Annotated in this window: 17 protein-coding genes; 12 read left to right on the top strand and 5 right to left on the bottom strand. The window is 70.1% G+C overall.

Annotated features, from left to right (window positions below; translation table 11 throughout):
- Window positions 1-107: 107 nt before the first annotated feature.
- Window positions 108-1,187: a DNA polymerase IV gene (locus BLT19_RS02555; RefSeq protein WP_172825579.1), complete on the bottom strand. Its 1,080-nt coding sequence runs from the start codon at window positions 1,185-1,187 to the stop codon at window positions 108-110.
- 102 nt (window positions 1,188-1,289) lie between these two features.
- Between BLT19_RS02555 and BLT19_RS02560 the strand changes: the two genes are divergently transcribed.
- The 5 genes from BLT19_RS02560 (at window position 1,290) to BLT19_RS02580 (ending at window position 4,623) form a co-directional block, all read left to right on the top strand.
- Complete coding sequence (locus tag BLT19_RS02560; RefSeq protein ID WP_091485767.1) at window positions 1,290-1,685, top strand: TIGR03618 family F420-dependent PPOX class oxidoreductase; 396 nt, start codon at window positions 1,290-1,292, stop codon at window positions 1,683-1,685.
- An 85-nt stretch (window positions 1,686-1,770) separates the two neighbouring features.
- Entirely contained in the window at window positions 1,771-3,252 is a 1,482-nt protein-coding gene (locus BLT19_RS02565; protein ID WP_091485770.1) for an SDR family NAD(P)-dependent oxidoreductase, read from the top strand.
- Window positions 3,246-3,473: a putative acetyltransferase gene (locus BLT19_RS02570; protein ID WP_231917753.1), complete on the top strand. Its 228-nt coding sequence runs from the start codon at window positions 3,246-3,248 to the stop codon at window positions 3,471-3,473. Before BLT19_RS02565 ends, BLT19_RS02570 begins: the two co-directional genes overlap by 7 nt.
- 53 nt (window positions 3,474-3,526) lie before the next feature.
- The gene (locus BLT19_RS02575; protein ID WP_091485774.1) at window positions 3,527-4,252 is read left to right on the top strand and encodes an acyl-CoA synthetase; all 726 of its coding nucleotides are present in this window, start codon (window positions 3,527-3,529) and stop codon (window positions 4,250-4,252) included.
- The gene (locus BLT19_RS02580) at window positions 4,249-4,623 is read left to right on the top strand and encodes an amino acid transporter (RefSeq protein WP_231917754.1); all 375 of its coding nucleotides are present in this window, start codon (window positions 4,249-4,251) and stop codon (window positions 4,621-4,623) included. The genes BLT19_RS02575 and BLT19_RS02580 overlap by 4 nt, the downstream gene beginning before the upstream one ends.
- 446 nt (window positions 4,624-5,069) lie before the next feature.
- Here the strand turns inward: BLT19_RS02580 and BLT19_RS02585 are convergent, their stop codons facing one another.
- Together BLT19_RS02585 and purB are read right to left on the bottom strand one after the other, a co-directional pair.
- Window positions 5,070-6,041, bottom strand: a complete 972-nt coding sequence (locus tag BLT19_RS02585; protein ID WP_091485777.1) for an IS481 family transposase — start codon at window positions 6,039-6,041, stop codon at window positions 5,070-5,072.
- Between the two features lie 94 nt (window positions 6,042-6,135).
- Entirely contained in the window at window positions 6,136-7,536 is a 1,401-nt protein-coding gene (gene purB, locus BLT19_RS02590) for an adenylosuccinate lyase (protein WP_091485781.1), read from the bottom strand.
- A 145-nt stretch (window positions 7,537-7,681) separates the two neighbouring features.
- Between purB and BLT19_RS02595 the strand changes: the two genes are divergently transcribed.
- Window positions 7,682-10,351, top strand: a complete 2,670-nt coding sequence (locus tag BLT19_RS02595) for an ExeM/NucH family extracellular endonuclease (RefSeq protein WP_231917756.1) — start codon at window positions 7,682-7,684, stop codon at window positions 10,349-10,351.
- On the opposite strand, the gene BLT19_RS02600 is transcribed toward BLT19_RS02595, so the two are convergent.
- Entirely contained in the window at window positions 10,303-10,818 is a 516-nt protein-coding gene (locus tag BLT19_RS02600; RefSeq protein ID WP_091485790.1) for a low molecular weight protein-tyrosine-phosphatase, read from the bottom strand. The genes BLT19_RS02595 and BLT19_RS02600 overlap by 49 nt on opposite strands.
- A 114-nt stretch (window positions 10,819-10,932) precedes the next feature.
- Between BLT19_RS02600 and BLT19_RS02605 the strand changes: the two genes are divergently transcribed.
- Together BLT19_RS02605 and BLT19_RS02610 are read left to right on the top strand one after the other, a co-directional pair.
- Window positions 10,933-11,223: a hypothetical protein gene (locus BLT19_RS02605; RefSeq protein ID WP_157681735.1), complete on the top strand. Its 291-nt coding sequence runs from the start codon at window positions 10,933-10,935 to the stop codon at window positions 11,221-11,223.
- Entirely contained in the window at window positions 11,220-12,626 is a 1,407-nt protein-coding gene (locus BLT19_RS02610) for a hypothetical protein (RefSeq protein WP_091485799.1), read from the top strand. Before BLT19_RS02605 ends, BLT19_RS02610 begins: the two co-directional genes overlap by 4 nt.
- Here BLT19_RS02610 and BLT19_RS02615 read toward each other — a convergent pair.
- Entirely contained in the window at window positions 12,589-12,990 is a 402-nt protein-coding gene (locus BLT19_RS02615; protein ID WP_091485802.1) for a phage holin family protein, read from the bottom strand. The two genes, BLT19_RS02610 and BLT19_RS02615, sit on opposite strands and share 38 nt — an antisense overlap.
- 63 nt (window positions 12,991-13,053) lie before the next feature.
- On the opposite strand from BLT19_RS02615, the gene BLT19_RS02620 reads away from it, so the two are divergent.
- From BLT19_RS02620 to BLT19_RS02635, 4 genes are read left to right on the top strand one after another with little or no spacing between them, the layout of a single operon-like run.
- A complete protein-coding gene (locus tag BLT19_RS02620; protein ID WP_091485807.1) occupies window positions 13,054-14,166 on the top strand; it encodes a histidinol-phosphate transaminase in 1,113 nt (370 codons plus the stop codon).
- Between the two features lie 4 nt (window positions 14,167-14,170).
- Complete coding sequence (locus tag BLT19_RS02625; protein WP_091485810.1) at window positions 14,171-15,319, top strand: thiamine pyrophosphate-dependent dehydrogenase E1 component subunit alpha; 1,149 nt, start codon at window positions 14,171-14,173, stop codon at window positions 15,317-15,319.
- Entirely contained in the window at window positions 15,313-16,296 is a 984-nt protein-coding gene (locus BLT19_RS02630) for an alpha-ketoacid dehydrogenase subunit beta (RefSeq protein ID WP_172825669.1), read from the top strand. The genes BLT19_RS02625 and BLT19_RS02630 overlap by 7 nt, the downstream gene beginning before the upstream one ends.
- A gap of 48 nt (window positions 16,297-16,344) precedes the next feature.
- Window positions 16,345-17,706, top strand: a complete 1,362-nt coding sequence (locus BLT19_RS02635; RefSeq protein ID WP_091485817.1) for a dihydrolipoamide acetyltransferase family protein — start codon at window positions 16,345-16,347, stop codon at window positions 17,704-17,706.
- Window positions 17,707-17,762: the final 56 nt, after the last annotated feature.

The raw sequence follows: 17,762 nt of genomic DNA on the forward strand, positions 1-17,762 counted from the left end.
AGGTTAGGCATCGGGGCGAGGCATCCGCTTCTCCGATCCTGATCGATGCGCTGATGGGGCGGTGCGTCGCTCGGGCCGTGCGTCGCTCGGCCGGTGCGTCGCTTCGGTCACCAGCCGCTTCGGGTCGGCGTGTGCCCTCCTCGGGCATCATCGGGCATGGCCATCTCGGCACGCACGCCGAGCAGCCGGATCGGGCGATCGGGTTCCATCTTCGCCACGAGCTCGAACGTCTTCCCCAGAACGATGTCGCGGTCGTACGTCGAGGGGATCTTCTTCGTGAACGTCTTGGTGAAGAAGGGGGCGTAGCGGACCTTGAGTCCCAGACCCACGACCGGTCGGCCCTCCGCGGCGACGTCCTTCAGCACCTGCGACACCAGCTCGCGGATGGCGGAGTCGATCTGCTCGGGAGTGGTCAGATCCTGCTGGAAGGTCGTCTCCCGAGCATGCCCGCGCGCCACCCAGGGCGTGTCATCGACGATCGAGGCGCCCTCGCCGCGGCCGAGCTGGGCGTACCAGAGACCCATTCGAGGCCCGAACTCGGCGACCATGGCCGACTCGTCGGCGACGGCCAGCTCGGCGACCGTGCGGATGCCGAGACCGGCCAGTCGCTTCGAGATCTTGCTGCCGACACCCCAGAGCTCGGCGGTGGGTCGCTCGCCCATGACCTCGAACCAGTTCTCCGCGGTCAGCCGGAACATCCCCCTGGGCTTCCCGAACCCGGTGGCGATCTTCGCCCGCACCAGGGTGTCGCCGATCCCGACGCTGCAGTGCAGCGCGGTGCGCTCGAGCACCGCCTCCCGGGTGCGGCGCGCATACGCCTCGGGATCATCGGTCGACACCCCGACGAACGCCTCGTCCCAGCCCAGCACCTGCACGACCGCTCCCGGCTGGTCGCGCAGGGTGGCCATGACCTGCTCGGACGCGGCGGTGTACGCGGGCCCGTCGACCGGCAGGATCACCGCGGTCGGCGCCTTGCGCGCCGCGATGCGCAGCGGCATGCCCGACCCGACGCCGAATCCGCGCGCCTCGTAGGAAGCCGTGGAGACGACGGCACGTTCGGTCGGATCGCCGCGACCGCCGACGATGAGCGGCACGCCCGCAAGCTCCGGATGCCGCAGCACCTCGACGGCGGCGATGAACTGGTCCATGTCGACGTGCAGCACCCACGGCCGGGACTCGTCGCTCATGCCTCCAGTGTGCGGCCGAGCACCGACTCGGGCCAGGGCGGATTCTGCGGCTACGGTGATCGGAGTGTCGCGCCGTGCCGCGGCATCCGGAAAGGGCCTCGAATGAACCCGCTCGATCGCGTGACGGACACCGGCTTGGGGTTCCTGGCCGACTCCCACCTCGCGACGCTGTCGACGATGGCCAGATCGGGACTGATCCATGCGGTGGCCGTGGGATTCACGCTGCACGACGGAGTGGTCCGGATCATCACGAGCGACGGCACCCAGAAGGTGCGCAACGTGGAGCGCGACGCGCGGGCGACGGTCGCGCAGGTGGGCGGTGCGCAGTGGCTCAGCATCGCCGGGCGCGCGAGCATCGAGCGCGAGCCGGACGCCGTCGCGCTCGCCGAGACGCTGTACGCCCGGCGGTACCGGCCGCCGCGCGTGAACCCGAAGCGCGTGGTCATCCGTCTGGAGCCGGAGCGCGTGATGGGCTCGGCCGACCTCGTCGCGCGGTGAGACGACGCGGATCGCCGTCACGGACGCTACCAGCCGCCATCTGCGTCGTCTCGGAACGCTCAGGCGCGAAGACGTAGAATTCCCTGTGCCCTCCGAGACCTCCGACGCCAGCGAACCCGCGAACGGCATCGACCCCACCGAGCTCGAGGTCACCCTCCGGGTCCTCGCCGGTATGTCGGCGATGGATGAGGATCACCCCGACTACGTCGCCGTGCGCCGCGCGACAGCCGCCATGTTCAAGGCCGTCAAGAAGGTCCGCCGCCGCGAGATCCGCGATGCCATCGCCGAAGCCGACCGGAGCGTCGTCGCGGCGACCGCCACCGGCGCGCCGGATCGCATCGACGACGAGACCCGCGGCATCCCGATCAGCACCGCCACCACTGCGCCCACGGCGGGGACGCTGCTGAAGCCCCGCGCCTGCTACATCTGCAAGCAGCCGTACACGGTGGTCGACGCGTTCTACCATCAACTCTGTCCCGACTGCGCCGCGATGAGCCACCGGAAGCGGGATGCCCGCACCGACCTGTCCGGCAAGCGCGCACTGCTCACCGGCGGCCGCGCGAAGATCGGCATGTACATCGCGCTGCGACTGCTTCGGGACGGCGCGCACACGACCATCACCACGCGCTTCCCCCGCGACGCGGTCCGCCGGTTCACGAGCCTGCCCGACTCGGCGGAGTGGATCGACCGGCTGAAGGTGGTCGGCATCGACCTGCGCGACCCCGCCCAGGTGATCGGCCTGGCCGAGGATGTCGCCGCAGCCGGCGCTCTGGACATCCTGATCAACAACGCCACCCAGACCGTGCGCCGCTCGCCGGGTGCCTACCAGCCGCTCGTCGACGCGGAGCTCGCGCCACTGCCCGGCACCGGACGGATGCCGGAGCTTGTCACCTTCGGGCACACCAACGACCAGCATCCGCAAGCACTCGAGCGCTCCGTGACCGCGCACCCCATCCTCGCCGCCGCGGCCTCGCGCGCCGACGAGCTCACCGAGCAGGCGATGGCCGCCGGGTCGAGCTCTCTGGAACGCCTGGCGGCGGGCACCGCGATCGACGCCGGCGGCCTCGTGCCCGACCTCGATCACGTGAATTCCTGGACGCAGCGGGTCGGCGAGGTCGATCCGCTCGAGATGCTCGAGGTGCAGCTGGCCAACACGACCGCTCCGTTCATCCTCATCTCGGCGCTGCGCCCCGCGATGGCCGCGAGCTCGGCGCCGCGCAAGTACGTGGTGAACGTCAGCGCGATGGAGGGCGTGTTCGGTCGCGGATACAAGGGGCCGGGGCATCCGCACACCAACATGGCCAAGGCGGCGGTCAACATGCTCACGCGCACCAGCGCCAAGGAGATGTTCGAGACCGACGGGATCCTCATGACGAGCGTCGACACCGGCTGGATCACCGACGAGCGCCCGCACCCGACCAAGGTGCGCCTCGCCGAGGAGGGCTTCCACGCGCCCCTCGACCTCGTCGACGGCGCCGCGCGCGTCTACGACCCGATCGTGCGCGGGGAGGCCGGCGAAGACGTCTACGGCGTGTTCCTCAAGGACTACGCCGCCGGCTCGTGGTGAGACGCATCACGCTGCCGCCTCCCGGTCGGCGGGTGGTCGTGCGCTATCTGCTGCCCAGCGGTCAGGCCACGGACGCGCTCGGGATGCTCCTCAGTGCCGACTCCGCGACGCTCGTCGTCGACGGCAAACGCGGGGTCGAGACGATCGCCGTCGCCGACGTGCTCGCGGCCAAGGAAGTGCCTCCTCCTCCGCCGCCGCGGCCCCGTCAGGCCGCGACGTAGACTGGAGGCATCCTTCCCGTGCTCTCGGGAGGCCCTCCGCTTCAGGAACCGTCGTGACTCCAACCCCCGCAGCCCGCACCTTCGAGGTGCGCCACGTGCAGCTCGCGCGCGCCGCCTTCGCAGCGCTCGCCGCCGTCATGATCACGTTCTCGTCCGATCATTCGGCCGAGGTCGGCCTCTCGGTCTTCAGCGGCTTCGCGATCGCGACCGGCCTGATCTTCCTCGTGTCGGCCTGGCTCGTGTACCCGTCCGGCCGGCGCTGGCCCGCGCTGGCCCTCGGCATCATCAGCGTCCTGGCGGGAATGGCCGGCGGGCTCGCGCCGCTGCGCACCGTCGCAGGCTTCTTCGTGATCGTCGGAGCGTGGGCGCTGGTGAGCGGTGTGCTCGAAGCGGTCGTCGGATGGCGGGGAACCCGCACCCCGGCCGCGCGCCGCGAGATCGTCCCCGGGGTCGCCGACGCGCGCCCGCTCGCCGGGCAGGGGCCGCGGTCGGAGAGCCGCGACGCGCTGGTGATCGGGGTGCTCACGGTGATCCTCGGCATCGCCCTGATCTTCATCCCGGCCTTCCCGGCCCTGGACTACTCCATCGACCAGGTCGACCAGACGTTCACGCTGACCGGCATCATCATCGGCGTCGGCGTGTTCGGCGGCTATGCCGCCATCGTCGCCGTCTTCCTGGCGATCGCCGGGTTCTCGCCGCGCAAGCCCGCGGACGCCGGTGCGACCGCGACCGCCGCCGCCGGAACGACCGCCGTGAACGAAGAAGGCAGCACCTCGTGACCGACGACAAGCCCACCCGCCGCGACCTCATGAAGCCCGTCCAGCTGCTGGGCATGGCCTTCGGGGCCGCGCTGTTCGCCGGTGTCGTCACCCTCATCTCGATGGGCTTCTTCCAGCAGCGCGATGCCGCTCAGCAGCCCAAGGCGCTCACGCTCGCGCTCATCGTCGCGGGCGTCACGTTCATCGTGGTGCTGGTGGTGGTGGCGCTGCTGCTGCTCGCGGTCGACCCCGCGCAGGTGCAGAAGCAGATCGATCGTCCCGTGCTTCTGCCTCCGGAGAAGCCTGCGCCGGAGGCGCCCGCGGCCGGATCGATCGCAGCGCCGAAGCCGGATGATCCGGATGCCGCGGCATCCGGCCCCACTGTGCACTGACGGCAGGCGACCTGGCGAAGCCGGCGCGCGAGAGGTTCTCGACCAGGAGCTGCGCGAGCCCTGCTGACGCGGCAGCTGCACTGACGCGCGAGCCCCACTCACGCGCGAGCCCACTCACGCGGTAGCCCCGCTGACGCGCGAGCCCCCGCTGACGCGCGAGCCCCACTCACGCGGCAGCCCCGCCGACGCGGCCGCCTACTCACGCGGCAGTTTCCTGCATCCGCGCCACAGACTTCGGGCGCGGATGCAGGAAACAGGCGCGCGCGGGGTCGGCGGGTGCGGGAATGAGGCGCGGATGCAGGAATGAGGCGCGGGTGCGGGAATGAGGCGCGGATGCAGGAATGAGGCGCGGATGCAGGAAACTGGCGCGCCGGAGCGGGGGCGAGGGTCCTGCGCCGGGGCGACGGTACGGATGCCGCGGCATCCGCCCCGGAGGAGCCGGCGCCCTAGGTGTACTGGCCTCGACCGTTGTTGATTCGGTCGATGGGCGTTTTGCCTCCGATGCCGAGGTGGGCTCTGTCTAGGTTGTAGTGGTCGAGCCAGGCTGGCAAGGCCGCAGCGCGGTCGGCGTTTGAGTTCCAGGGTTGGGAGTATGCCCATTCGGTTGCGAGGGTGCGGTTCAGTCGCTCGACTTTGCCGTTTGTCCAGGGGCAGTGCGGGCGGATGAACTTCTGTTTGATGCCGTGAGCGGTGAACACGTCTCTGAAGGCGACCGATTTCCGGTACGCGAACGCGTTGTCGGTGATGACTCGTTCGACGGTGACGCCGAGCGAGGCGTAGAACGCGATCGCTCGTTCCAGGAAGCCCGCGCACGTCGTCCCGCGTTCGTCTGCGTGGATCTCGAGGTACGCGAGACGGGAGTGGTCATCGATCGCGGCGTGCACGTAGTCGTAGCCGATCCCGCGGCCGCGGACCTTCTCGCTGCGGCCGTGGGCACGCCATCCACCGCCGTCCGGGATTCGGCCGAGCTTCTTCACATCAACATGGATCAGCGAGCCCGGATGAGCATGTTCGTACCGGTTCGCGGACCGTCGTGAGGCTTTGATCACCGTGCCGGTGACCGGGTCAAGGTCCCGCAGCAGCGGAACCTGATGGCGGCGCAGCACCCGCCCGACCACGGACGCGTGCATCCCGAGCCGCGCACCGATGAAGACCGGGCCGCGGCGGGTCAGTTCCCGCATGATCCGCACCCGCGTCTCCTGACACGACCCCGTCCGCCGCGGATGAGCGTGGGCGACGCTGGAGCGATCCTGCAACCCGGCCACGCCGGCGTCCCGGAAACGCCGCCACCACCGCCACGCGGCCGTACGGGAGACGCCCATCTCCGCGGCGACATGCGCGACCGGCCGCCCCGACTGGATCCGCTGGACCATGATCAACCTGCCGGCCGGAGTCAGCCGGGCATTAGCGTGAGACAAGAGAGACCTCCGTGCGTTCGAGCTGAAGAACTAGACAGCTCCAACTCGACCCCGGAGGTCTCTCCTACGTCAACAACGATCCGGGTCAGTACACCTAGGCCTCGTCGACCAGCTGCGCGGCGAGCCCGATGTACGTCGCAGGCGTCAGGGCCAGCAGGCGCGCCTTCGCGGCATCGCCGATATCCAGGCCGTTGACGAAGTCGGCCAGCTCGGGGGCGCCGACGCGGCGGCCGCGGGTGAGATCCTTCAGCAGGGCGTAAGGGTCGGTGATCTGCGAACGACCGGCCGCGATCTCGGCGCGCACGACGGTCTGGATGGCTTCGGCCAGCACCTCCCAGTTCGCGTCGAGGTCGGCATCGAGCACCGGCTGCGCCAGCGAGATCTCGCCGAGACCGCGGGTGAGGTTGTCCAGGGCGAGCAGCGAGTGCCCGAGCGCGACGCCGATGTTGCGCTGCGTGGTGGAGTCGGTCAGATCGCGCTGCAGGCGCGAGGTCACCAGCGTCTGCGACAGCGAACCCAGCAGTGCGCCGGACAGCTCGAGGTTCGCCTCGGCATTCTCGAACCGGATGGGATTGATCTTGTGCGGCATCGTCGATGACCCGGTCGCCCCGGCGACAGGGATCTGCGAGAAATAGCCGAGCGAGATGTAGGTCCAGATGTCGGTGGCGAGGTTGTGCAGGATGCCGCCGGCGTGACGGATCCGGTCGTACAGCTCCACCTGCCAGTCGTGCGACTCGATCTGGGTGGTCAGCGGATTGAAGCCGATCCCCAGACCCTCGATGAACGCGCGCGTGAGGGCGGGCCAGTCCACGTCCGGATCGGCGGCGAGGTGCGCCGACCAGGTGCCGGTGGCGCCGGAGAACTTCGCCAGGAAATCGGATGCCTCGACCTGGGCCGCCACGCGCTCCAGGCGGTACGCGAAGACGGCGAGCTCCTTGCCCATCGTCGTCGGCGTGGCCGGCTGACCGTGGGTGCGCGCCAGCATCGCAGCATCCCGGAGCTCATCCGCCATCGTGCGCAGCGTCGAGATCACGGTTCGCAGCTTGGGCAGCCACACGCGGGTGACCGCGCGCTGCACGGTCAGGGCGTACGAGGCGGAATTGATGTCCTCGCTCGTGCACGCGAAGTGCGTGAGCTCGGCGATCGCATCGAGTCCGAGCGCCGAGAGGCGATCGCGCACGAGGTACTCGACGGCCTTCACATCATGACGGGTCACGGCCTCCTTGGCGGAGAGCCAATCGATCTCGTCCTGCCCGAAGTCGCGGTACAGGGCGCGCAGGCGCTCCTGATCCGCCTCGGACAGCGGGGACGTGCCGAACAGCGACCGGTCGGTGAGGGTGATCAGCCACTCGACCTCCACTTCGACGCGCGCGCGGTTGAGCCCCGCCTCTGACAGATACTCGGCGAGCGCGCCGACGGCGGCGGCGTAGCGCCCGTCGAGCGGGCTCAGCGGCTGCGCGGGAAAGGGCTGCGGGGGCACGGAGGTCACGGGCATCAATGCTACCGGGGGCACCCTCTCGGCCCGATGGAACCGTTCACCCGTCTCTCACCAAGCCCTCATCTTGCGGGGGTTATCCATGTCACAGGATCCGCATAGCCTGGCCAGGATCGTCCGAATCCCCACGAAATCGGAGTCCTCTGTGCGCCGTCTCACCGCTGTCTCGGCTCTCGCCGCCGCCGCTCTGCTCCTGGCGGGCCTCACCGCCCCCGCTGCCTCGGCCGCCGAGGGCGACCTGCTGTTCAGCGAGGTGATCGAGGGGTCCTCGAACAACAAGGCGATCGAGATCTACAACCCGACCACCGCGCCGGTCGACCTCGCCGCCGCCCAGTACTCGGTCGTGATGTACTTCAACGGCAACGCGGCGGCAGGCACGACGGTCGCCCTCACCGGCACGGTCGCCGCCGGCGACGTGCACGTGCTCGCGCTGGCCTCCGCCAACGAGGCGATCCTGGCCGCAGCCGACCAGACCAGCGCGGGATCGTGGTTCAACGGCGACGACACGCTCGTGCTCACCAAGGCCGGCTCGCCCGTCGACGTGTTCGGCCAGCTCGGAGTGGACCCCGGAACCGAGTGGGGCACCGGGCTCACCTCGACGCAGGACAACACCGTGCGCCGGAAGGTCGATGTCTGCATCGGCGACCCGAACGGCGCCGACGCGTTCGACGTGGCCGCGCAGTGGGACGGGTTCGCCGTCGACACGATCGACGGTCTGGGAGCGCACGCTGCCGTCTGCGCGCTCGAGCCACCGGTCGACCCGCCGGTGGATCCGCCCGCGGAGGCCGACTGCGATGTCGAACCGGTCTCCATCGGCTCCGTGCAGGGATCCGGCGCCACCACTCCGGTGCCTGGCGCCTCGGTCCTCGTCGAGGGAACCGTCGTGGGCGACTTCCAGACGGGCGGCTTCGACGGCTACTACGTGCAGGATGACGGCGACGGCGACCCCGCGACATCCGATGCCGTCTTCGTCTCCGCGCCGGGCGGCACCGACGTGTCCGCCGGCGATCAGGTCAGTGTCGCCGGAACCGTCGGCGAGGCGTTCGGCATGACCCAGCTCACGCCCACCGGGGTCGAGGTCTGCGCGAGCGGAACCGAACTCCCCGAGGCCACACCGGTGACCCTCCCGATCGCGCCCGAGCAGTACGAGGCGCTCGAGGGCATGTACGTGACGCTGCCGCAGCAGCTGAGCATCGGTGAGACCTTCGACTTCGCGCGGTACGGCACGATCACGCTCACGGCGGGACGCCAGTACCAGCCGACGGGTCTTCACGACGCCGGCTCGCCCGAAGCGATCGCCCTGGCGGCCAAGAACGCCGCCGAGACGATCACTGTCGACGACGGGCGCAGCGCCCAGAATCCCGACCCGGCGATCCACCCGGACGGCTCGACGTTCACGCTGGAGAACACCTTCCGCAGCGGCGACCTGGTCACCGGCACCACGGGGGTGCTCGACTACCGATTCGACACCTGGGCGATCCAGCCCACGCAGGGTGCGGAGGTCGCGGTCGGCAACCCGCGCACTCCGGCGCCTGAGGTGGACGGCGACCTGAAGGTCGCCAGCTTCAACGTGCTCAACTACTTCACGACGCTGACCGGGCCCGACGCGCGCGGTGCGAACGACCCGGAGGAGTTCCAGCGCCAGGAGGAGAAGATCGTCACCGCGCTGACCGAGATCGACGCCGACGTCTTCGGCCTGATCGAGATCGAGAACAACGGCACCGCGGTGGCCGCCCTCACCACTGCGCTGAACACGCGCCTCGGTGCGGACGTGTACGACTACGTCGAGACCGGTGTGATCGGCACCGACGTGATCACCACCGCGCTCCTGTACAAGCCGGCGTCGGTCACCCCGGCCGGTGCGTTCCAGCTGATGGATCAGTCCAAGGACGCCCGCTGGCTGGACGATTTCAACCGTCCGGGTCTGACGCAGTCCTTCACGGATGCCGCGGGCGCGACCTTCACGGTCGTGGTCAACCACCTGAAGTCCAAGGGCTCCGACTGCAACGCGGTCGGCGACCCGGTCGACCCGAACGGCCAGGGCAACTGCAACGGCGTGCGGACGCAGGCGGCGTCCGCGCTCGCGGACTGGCTCGCGACCGACCCGACCGGGCAGGGGGCGGGCCGTGAGCTGGTGCTCGGCGACCTCAACTCCTACAGCCAGGAGGACCCGATGCAGGCCCTGTACGCCGCCGGGTACACCGATGTCACCGACCCCGCGTCGTACACCTACGTGTTCGACGGTCAGCTCGGCTCGCTCGATCACGCACTGGCGGGTCCGGGGATCGTCGGCGAGGTGACGGATGCCGCGGTGTGGAACGTGAACGCCGATGAGCCGAGCATCCTCGACTACGACACGACGTTCAAGTTGCCGGCGCAGGACGCGCTCTACGCGCCCGACGCGTACCGCTCCAGTGATCACGATCCGGTGGTCGTGGGCCTGGACCTCATTCCGCCGGACACGACCGCGCCGACGCTCCGCGTCGAGGCGGACCCCGCCTACATCCTGCTGCCACTCGGGCAGACGCGTACCGTGAAGGTCGACGTGCAGGCGGCGGACGACTCGGGCGAGGTGACGGTGACACTCGTATCGGCGACGGCGACCGGCGCACCCCGGGCCTCAGTGCAGACGATCAGCGACACACGGTTCACGGTGCGCGCCGTGAACAATGCGCTGTACACCTTCACGTACACGGCCACGGACGCGGCAGGCAACTCCACGACGGTCTCGGACACCGTCGGGGTCGGCCCGAAGCGCTTCCTGGACTACCTGTGCGAGTCCGACGGGCGGATCGCCGGCTCGATCTGCCGGTAGAGCGCGCGGCTGGCGCTCTCGATCATCCCGAGCACCTCATCGAACATGCCCGGCCCGGCGTAGTACGGGTCGGGCACGTCGAGCGTGCGGGCGGATGAGTCGAACGACATCAGCAGCGCGATCTTGTCCTCGTCGGCCTCGGAGTGCGCCCACCCGCGCAGGATCCGCTCGTGACTGCGATCCAGCGCGACCACCAGGTCGTTGCGCGCGAAGTCGGCCTGCGTGAACTGACGGGCGCGGTGCTTCGTCCCGTCGTATCCGCGTCGCTCGAGCGCATCCAGTGTGCGCTGGTCGGCTCGCTCGCCGACGTGCCAGTCGCCCGTCCCGGCGCTCGTGGAGGCGACGCGGGCGCCAAGGCCCGCGGAATCCGCTGACGAACGCAACACGACATCGGCCATCGGCGAGCGGCAGATGTTCCCGGTACAGACGAACACGACGTGGAAAGGCTCCACGGCGCGCACGGTCATTGCTCCATTGTGCGACCTTCCGTCCTCTCCTGCACAGTCGAGGATCCCGGGCGTTGCTCCCCCGACCGGGCCGAGGTGCCGCTGCCGGCCCGGGTCGCCGTCGACCCTGGGATCATGACCGCACCCGCCGACCCGCTGCTGCTGCAGGCGCTCGAGACCCTTCTGCTGGCCGAGCGGCAGCTCGGCGACGCCGCCGACCGGCTTTCGGCTGCCGCGCCCACGGCGGTGCGCCTCGCGGATGACACCGACTGGAGCACGCAGGCTGCGGTGCGCTTCCACACAGCCGCCGAGACGTGGCAGGTCGATATGCGCACGCTGGCCGCGCTGGCCGCCGCCGCCCGAGAGGACGTGAGGCGGCTGTCCGAACGCATGCAGCTTCTTGCGTGGGGGCACTTGTTCGTATGAGCGACGGCATCGACATCCGAGGCGGCGGAGCCGTCGCCGTCGACACGGAGACCCTGCGCTCGGCGGCAGGACGCTTCCGCGAGGTCGTGTCGGAGCTGGCGGAGATCGGCGTGCTGCTGGGCTCGGCGGGCAGTCTCCTGTTCGCCGGTTCGCACATCGCGTGGTGGGTCAGCCAGACCGTCGAGGCGGTGCGCCGGCGGCTGATGGATGCCCAGCGGGCAGCAGTGCGGATCGCCGCCGAACTGGAAGAGGCGGCCGCCGTCTACGAGACCGTCGAACTGCGCGCGGAGCGCGACGTCGCCTCCCGTGGCGGGGATGTGGTGGCGCTGGTGCGGTTGCAGCGTGAACTGGCCGAGCTGGCGAGGCTGCATCCGGAGGCAGCGGATGCCGCGGACACCGCGATCGCCGAGCACTGGGCGCGCTGGCCCGCCGAACTGTCGGCGCAGGCGCCCGGCGCGCTCTGGTGGGTGAACCCGGCGTTCTTCGCGCTGGCAGGGCCCACCGCCTGGGGAATGCAGCGGGTCATCGGCGCCGCCGGCCGGGGATCCATCGAGCGCGCCGAGACGCTTCGCGGGCCTGTTCCCACCGTCACCGTGACTCCCGTCGTGGAAGGCGCCGCGCAACCGCTGTCCGGTGCGGCTGCTTCACCCGCGTCGGTCGCGCCGGCCTCGCTCGCCGGTGCCGCCTCCCGGATTCCGGGCGGCGGCGATGCACGAATCCGGGTCGAGAAGTACTCGATGCGCGACGGCACGACGCAGTTCGCCGTGTACGTCGCGGGAACCCAGACCGCGAGCGCGGGAGGCGAGGACCCGTTCGACATGACCTCCAACGTCCAGCTGTACGCGGGCGAGCGGTCGGCCTCGTACGAGGCGACGCTGGAGGCGCTTGCGCAGTCGGGCGCCGAGCCGGGCGATGTCGTGCACGCCTTCGGTCACTCGCAGGGCGCGATGATCCTCGCCCATCTGGCGCTCGAGGGCGGGTACGACACCCAGACGATCGTGACCTACGGATCGCCGGTCGAAGCGGACCTCGGCGATCGGACGCTCAGCGTCGCGCTGCGCCATCGGGACGACCCGATCGCCGCCCTCGCCGCCGGCGGTTCCGCCGGATCGGTCGGATCGGCGGGCAGCTTCGTCGCCGAGCGCACCGCCGACCCCGCGACCGGCATGCACGACTGGCGGATGCCCGCGCACGGCATCGCCGCCTACACGGAGACGGCGCGGATGCTGGACGAGTCGACCGATCCGCGCATGCGCGAGGTCCGCACGGTCTTCGACACGCTGGCGGGCGCGCAGCGCGTCGAGGTCGTCGAGTACGCGGCGCAGCGCGAGATGCCGGTCAGCGCACCGCTCGCTCCCGGACCGGTCAGCGCTGCGAGTCGCGCTTCCGCGGACGCAGGATGATCCCGAAAATCCAGTTGATCAGCGAGATGATGATCGCCGCGACAACGCCCCACCAGAAGTCCTCGACGCGCAGGCCCCAGTTCCAGAAGCCGGTGATCCACGCGGTCAGCCACAGCAGGAACGCGTTGATGATCAGGCCGATGAGGCCCAGCGTGAGGATGTAGAGCGGGAACGCGAGGATCTTGATCACGGTGCCGATGATCGTGTTCACCAGCGCGAAGATGGCGGCCACGATCAGCAGTGTGAGGACGAACTGCAGCGTCTCGCCCGGAGGGAACGGGATCACCGACACCATGAGCGCCGGGATGAGGGTGACGACCCAGATCGCGAACGCGTTGACGACGACACGGATGAGGAAGCCCATGCGCGTCAGTCTGCCACGGACGTCTCGATGTGTCCCGAGGTGGGCGAGTCATAGACTCGCCGAGTGACCGATGACTCCACGATCCCGGTTCGAGTGCGCCCTGAGATCGCGGCGCTGCCGCCGTACAAGCAGGGCAAGCAGGCCGATGCGACGGCGTTCAAGCTGTCCAGCAACGAGAACCCCTTCGAGCCCCTCGCCGGCGTCCTCGAGGCCGTGCAGGCGGCGACCGCGCTCAATCGCTATCCGGATGCCTCGGCCGGCCGGCTCCGTCGGCGCATCGCCGAGCGGTTCGGCGTCTCGGACGACGCCGTGCACATCGGAGCGGGGAGCGTCTCCATCCTCACCCAGCTGGTGCTGGCAACGTCGGGCCCGGGCGACGAGGTCATCTTCGCCTGGCGTTCCTTCGAGGCCTACCCGGGGCTCGCCATCATCGCGGGGGCCACGCCCGTGCAGATTCCGCTGACCGACGATTTTCGCCACGACCTGCCCGCGATGGCGGCGGCCGTCACCGACCGCACGCGCGCGATCATCGTGTGCAGCCCCAACAACCCGACCGGGCCGATCGTCACCCAGGCGGAGTTCGACGAGTTCGTCGCCGCGGTGCCCGCCGACATCCTGATCATCCTCGATGAGGCCTACGCCGAATTCGTGACCGATCCGGATGCGGTGGACGGTCTGCGTACGCTCGGCACCGAGGGCCATCCGAACGTCGTGGCGCTGCGCACCTTCTCCAAGGCATACGGTCTCGCGGGTCTCCGCGTGGGCTATGCGATCGGGCATTCCCGGATCCTCGATGCCGCCCGGAGCACCAGCATCCCCCTCTCCGTCACCGCGCAGGCCGAGGTCGCCGCCCTGGCCAGCCTCGAGGTCGAGGACGAGCTGCTCGACCGGGTGCGCCTGATCGCCGAGCGCCGCGACCGCGCCCTGAGCGGGCTGCGCGCCGCCGGATGGCAGGTGCCCGACGCGCAGGGCAACTTCCTGTGGCTGCCGACCGGCGCCGAGACGCTCGCGCTCGCCGCGAGGTTCGAGGAGGCCGGGCTGATCGTCCGGCCGTTCGCCGGCGACGGCATCCGGATCTCGATCGGCGAGGAGGACGCTGTCGAGAAGGTCCTAGCCATCGCGGCATCCGTTGTGGAAGACCTCCCAGAAGGCCATGCGGGGCGCGGGCTAGCGTAGAACGGTGACCTCGCTCTCCGATCAGGCTCCGGCCGATGACACAGAGCTCGTCCGCGTCCTCGCGGCCGACGGGACCCTCGCGCCCACTGCGGCCGCGGAGCCCTACCTCGACATCGTCGACTCGCTGCGCGACGAGGACCTTCAGGGCTTCTATCGCGACATGTTCGTCATCCGCGCGTTCGACCAGCAGGCGACCAACCTGCAGCGGCAGGGACAGCTGGCGCTCTGGCCGCCGAGCTTCGGCCAGGAGGCGGCGCAGGTCGGCTCGGCCAGGGCGGCGCGCGCGCAGGACCACCTCTTCCCGTCGTATCGAGAGCACGTCGTGGCCACGATCCGCGGCGTGGACCCGGTCGACATCATCCGGGTCATGCGCGGCCTGACCCACGGCGGCTGGGACCCCACAGACCCGAAGAACGGCAACACGCACATCTACACGCTGGTGCTCGGCTCGCAGACGCTGCACGCGACCGGCCTGGCCATGGGACTCGTCTTCGACGGCAAGTCCGGCACGGGCGATGTGGAGCGCGACGAGGCCGTCATCGTCTACTACGGCGACGGGGCCTCCAGCCAGGGCGACGTGCACGAGGCGATGGTGTTCGCCGCGAGCTATCGGACGCCGGAGGTGTTCTTCCTCCAGAACAACCAGTGGGCGATCTCGGTCCCCGTGGCCACCCAGTCGCGTTCGCCGCTGTACCGTCGCGGCGCGGGCTACGGGATGCCGAGCGTGCGCATCGACGGGAACGACGTGCTGGCCAGTTACGCGGTCACCCGCCGGGCACTGGATGAGGCGCGCGCCGGCGACGGGCCTCGCGCCATCGAGGCGATGACGTACCGCATGGGCGCGCACACGACCAGCGACGACCCCACCAAGTACCGCACCTCCGACGAGGAGGAGTCGTGGGCTCGGCGCGACCCGATCTCGCGGCTGCGCACCTACCTGCGCTCCCGCGGCGCATCTGACGCGTTCTTCAGCGACGTGGATGCCGAGGCCGCCGCCGTCGCCGATGACGCGCGCGTGCGCACCGTGGCGCTGGGCTCGGTCTCCAGCGACCTGATGTTCGACCATGTGTACAGCGACCCGCATCCGCTCATCGATCAGCAGCGCGCGTGGCTGGCCGGATACGAGGCATCGTTCGAGGAGGGTGCATCGTGAGCATCGAGACGCTCCCCTTCAGTCGTGCGCTCAACGCCGGCCTGCGCCGCGCGATGGTCGAGAACGACCGCGTGATGCTCATGGGCGAGGACATCGGGCGCCTCGGGGGCGTCTTCCGCGTGACCGAGGGTCTGCAGGCGGAGTTCGGCGAGCAGCGGGTGCTCGACACCCCGCTGGCGGAGTCCGGCATCGTCGGCACGGCGATCGGACTCGCGATGGGCGGGTTCCGGCCGGTCATCGAGATCCAGTTCGACGGCTTCGTCTTCCCCGCGTTCGATCAGATCACCTCGCAGCTGGCGAAGATCACGAACCGGCACGAGGGCGCCATCAGCATGCCGATCGTGATCCGCATCCCGTACGGCGGGCACATCGGGGCCGTGGAGCATCACCAGGAGAGCCCCGAGGTGTACTTCACCCACACCCCCGGCCTGCGGGTGGTCAGCCCCTCCACGCCCAACGATGCCTACTGGATGATCCAGGATGCGATCTCCTCCAACGATCCAGTGATCTTCCTCGAGCCCAAGAGCAGGTACTGGCAGAAGGGCGAGGTGGATGCCTCGGCCCGCGCGCTCCCGCTCCACGCCAGCCGCCTCGTCCGCCGGGGCACCGACGTCACCCTGGTCGGGCACGGCGCCATGGTGGCGACGCTGCTGCAGGCGGCGGCGCTCGCGGAGTCGGAGGGCACCAGCTGCGAGGTCATCGACGTGCGCTCGCTCTCGCCGATCGACTACGGTCCGATCCTGGACTCGGTGCGCCGCACCGGTCGCATGGTCTACGCGCAGGAGGCGCCGGGCTTCACGAGCGTCGGCAGCGAGGTCGCGGCGACGGTGATGGAGCAGGCCTTCTACGACCTCGAGGCACCGGTGCTGCGCGTGTCGGGCTTCGATGCGCCGTTCCCCCCGGCCAAGCTCGAGGGAACCTTCCTCCCCGACGCCGACCGCATCCTCGAGGCAGTCGACCGCACCCTCGCCTACTGAGGCGGAGGCTCGACCCGCCGCACACCGGAACTGCTGGAAAGGAAACGCATGAGCACTCAGACCTTCCTGCTCCCCGACGTCGGCGAAGGCCTCACCGAGGCCGAGATCGTCTCGTGGCGCGTCGCCCAGGGCGACCCGGTGGCCGTCAACGACGTGCTGGTCGAGATCGAGACGGCCAAGTCGCTGGTCGAGCTGCCCTCCCCGTTCGCCGGCGTGGTCGGGGACGTCCTGGCCGCCGAAGGCACCACCGTCGCCGTCGGTGCCCCGATCATCACGATCGCCGGTGCGGATGCCTCGGCACCACCCGCCACGGCCGGTCAGAGCGAGCACGGTGAACCGCACGAGGCGCCGGAGGCCGACCCCGGAGGAGCTGTGCTGGTGGGCTACGGCAGCGCGGGCCACGTGCAGTCCCGTCGACGCGGCGGCCGCTCGGTCCCCTCGCCGAGCGCGGAGCGCCGGCCCGCGGCATCCGTCGGCGTGCTCGCGAAGCCGCCGATCCGCAAGCTCGCCCGCGATCTCGGCGTCGACCTGACCGACATCTCGCCGACCGGCGCCGCCGGCGAGATCACGCGCGATGACGTCATGAAGCAGGCCTCGCAGGCGAGCGTGTTCCGCAACATCGAGACGCCGGAGTGGAGTCCGATCCGCGAGGAGACGATTCCGGTCGCAGCTGCCGTCGCCGCGCCTGCGCCGGATGCCGCCGGCCGTGAGGAGTCGATCCCGGTTCGCGGCGTCCGCAAGGCGACCGCGAGCGCGATGACCAGCAGCGCGTACACCGCGCCGCACGTCTCGGTGTGGACCGACGTCGATGCGAGCCGGACCATGGAACTGGTCAAGCGGCTCAAGGCATCGCCGGACTTCGCCGATGTCAAGATCTCCCCCCTGCTGATCATGGCCCGTGCGGTGATCTGGGCGGTGCGCCGCACGCCGATGGTCAACGCCGCGTGGGTGGACGACGCCGAGGGGGGCGGCGCGCAGATCCGGGTGCGCCATTACGTCAACCTCGGCATCGCGGCGGCGACGCCCCGCGGCCTGCTGGTACCCAATATCAAGGACGCGCAGGATCTCAGCATGCGCGACCTCGCCCGCGCGCTCGAGAAGCTGACGCTGACCGCCCGCGAGGGCAAGACGACACCCCAGGATCAGAGCGGCGGGACGATCACGATCACCAACATCGGCGTCTTCGGGATGGACGCCGGCACGCCGATCATCAACCCCGGCGAGGTCGGCATCGTGGCGCTCGGCACGATCCGTCAGAAGCCCTGGGTCGTCGACGGCGAGGTGCGCCCGCGCTGGGTGACCACCGTTTCCGGGTCCTTCGATCACCGGGTGGTCGACGGCGACGGTGTCTCGCGGTTCATCGCCGACATCGCCGCGATTCTCGAGGAGCCCGCGCTCCTGCTCGACTGACGGGTCAGCGCTCGCACACCCCGCAGTCTCTCCGCGCACCCGGTTGATGCGCCGCT

Source organism: Microbacterium pygmaeum (assembly GCF_900100885.1).
GTDB classification, from domain to species: domain Bacteria; phylum Actinomycetota; class Actinomycetes; order Actinomycetales; family Microbacteriaceae; genus Microbacterium; species Microbacterium pygmaeum.

What these genes read in the sequence shown, in the direction of transcription:
- BLT19_RS02555 (WP_172825579.1), bottom strand. Translation starts at nt 1,187, where the DNA reads ATGAGCGACGAGTCCCGGCCGTGGGTGCTGCACGTCGACATGGACCAG.
- BLT19_RS02610 (WP_091485799.1), top strand. Translation starts at nt 11,220, where the DNA reads ATGAGCGACGGCATCGACATCCGAGGCGGCGGAGCCGTCGCCGTCGAC.
- purB (WP_091485781.1), bottom strand. Translation starts at nt 7,536, where the DNA reads ATGCCCGTGACCTCCGTGCCCCCGCAGCCCTTTCCCGCGCAGCCGCTG.
- BLT19_RS02560 (WP_091485767.1), top strand. Translation starts at nt 1,290, where the DNA reads ATGAACCCGCTCGATCGCGTGACGGACACCGGCTTGGGGTTCCTGGCC.
- BLT19_RS02635 (WP_091485817.1), top strand. Translation starts at nt 16,345, where the DNA reads ATGAGCACTCAGACCTTCCTGCTCCCCGACGTCGGCGAAGGCCTCACC.
- BLT19_RS02600 (WP_091485790.1), bottom strand. Translation starts at nt 10,818, where the DNA reads ATGACCGTGCGCGCCGTGGAGCCTTTCCACGTCGTGTTCGTCTGTACC.
- BLT19_RS02615 (WP_091485802.1), bottom strand. Translation starts at nt 12,990, where the DNA reads ATGGGCTTCCTCATCCGTGTCGTCGTCAACGCGTTCGCGATCTGGGTC.
- BLT19_RS02605 (WP_157681735.1), top strand. Translation starts at nt 10,933, where the DNA reads ATGACCGCACCCGCCGACCCGCTGCTGCTGCAGGCGCTCGAGACCCTT.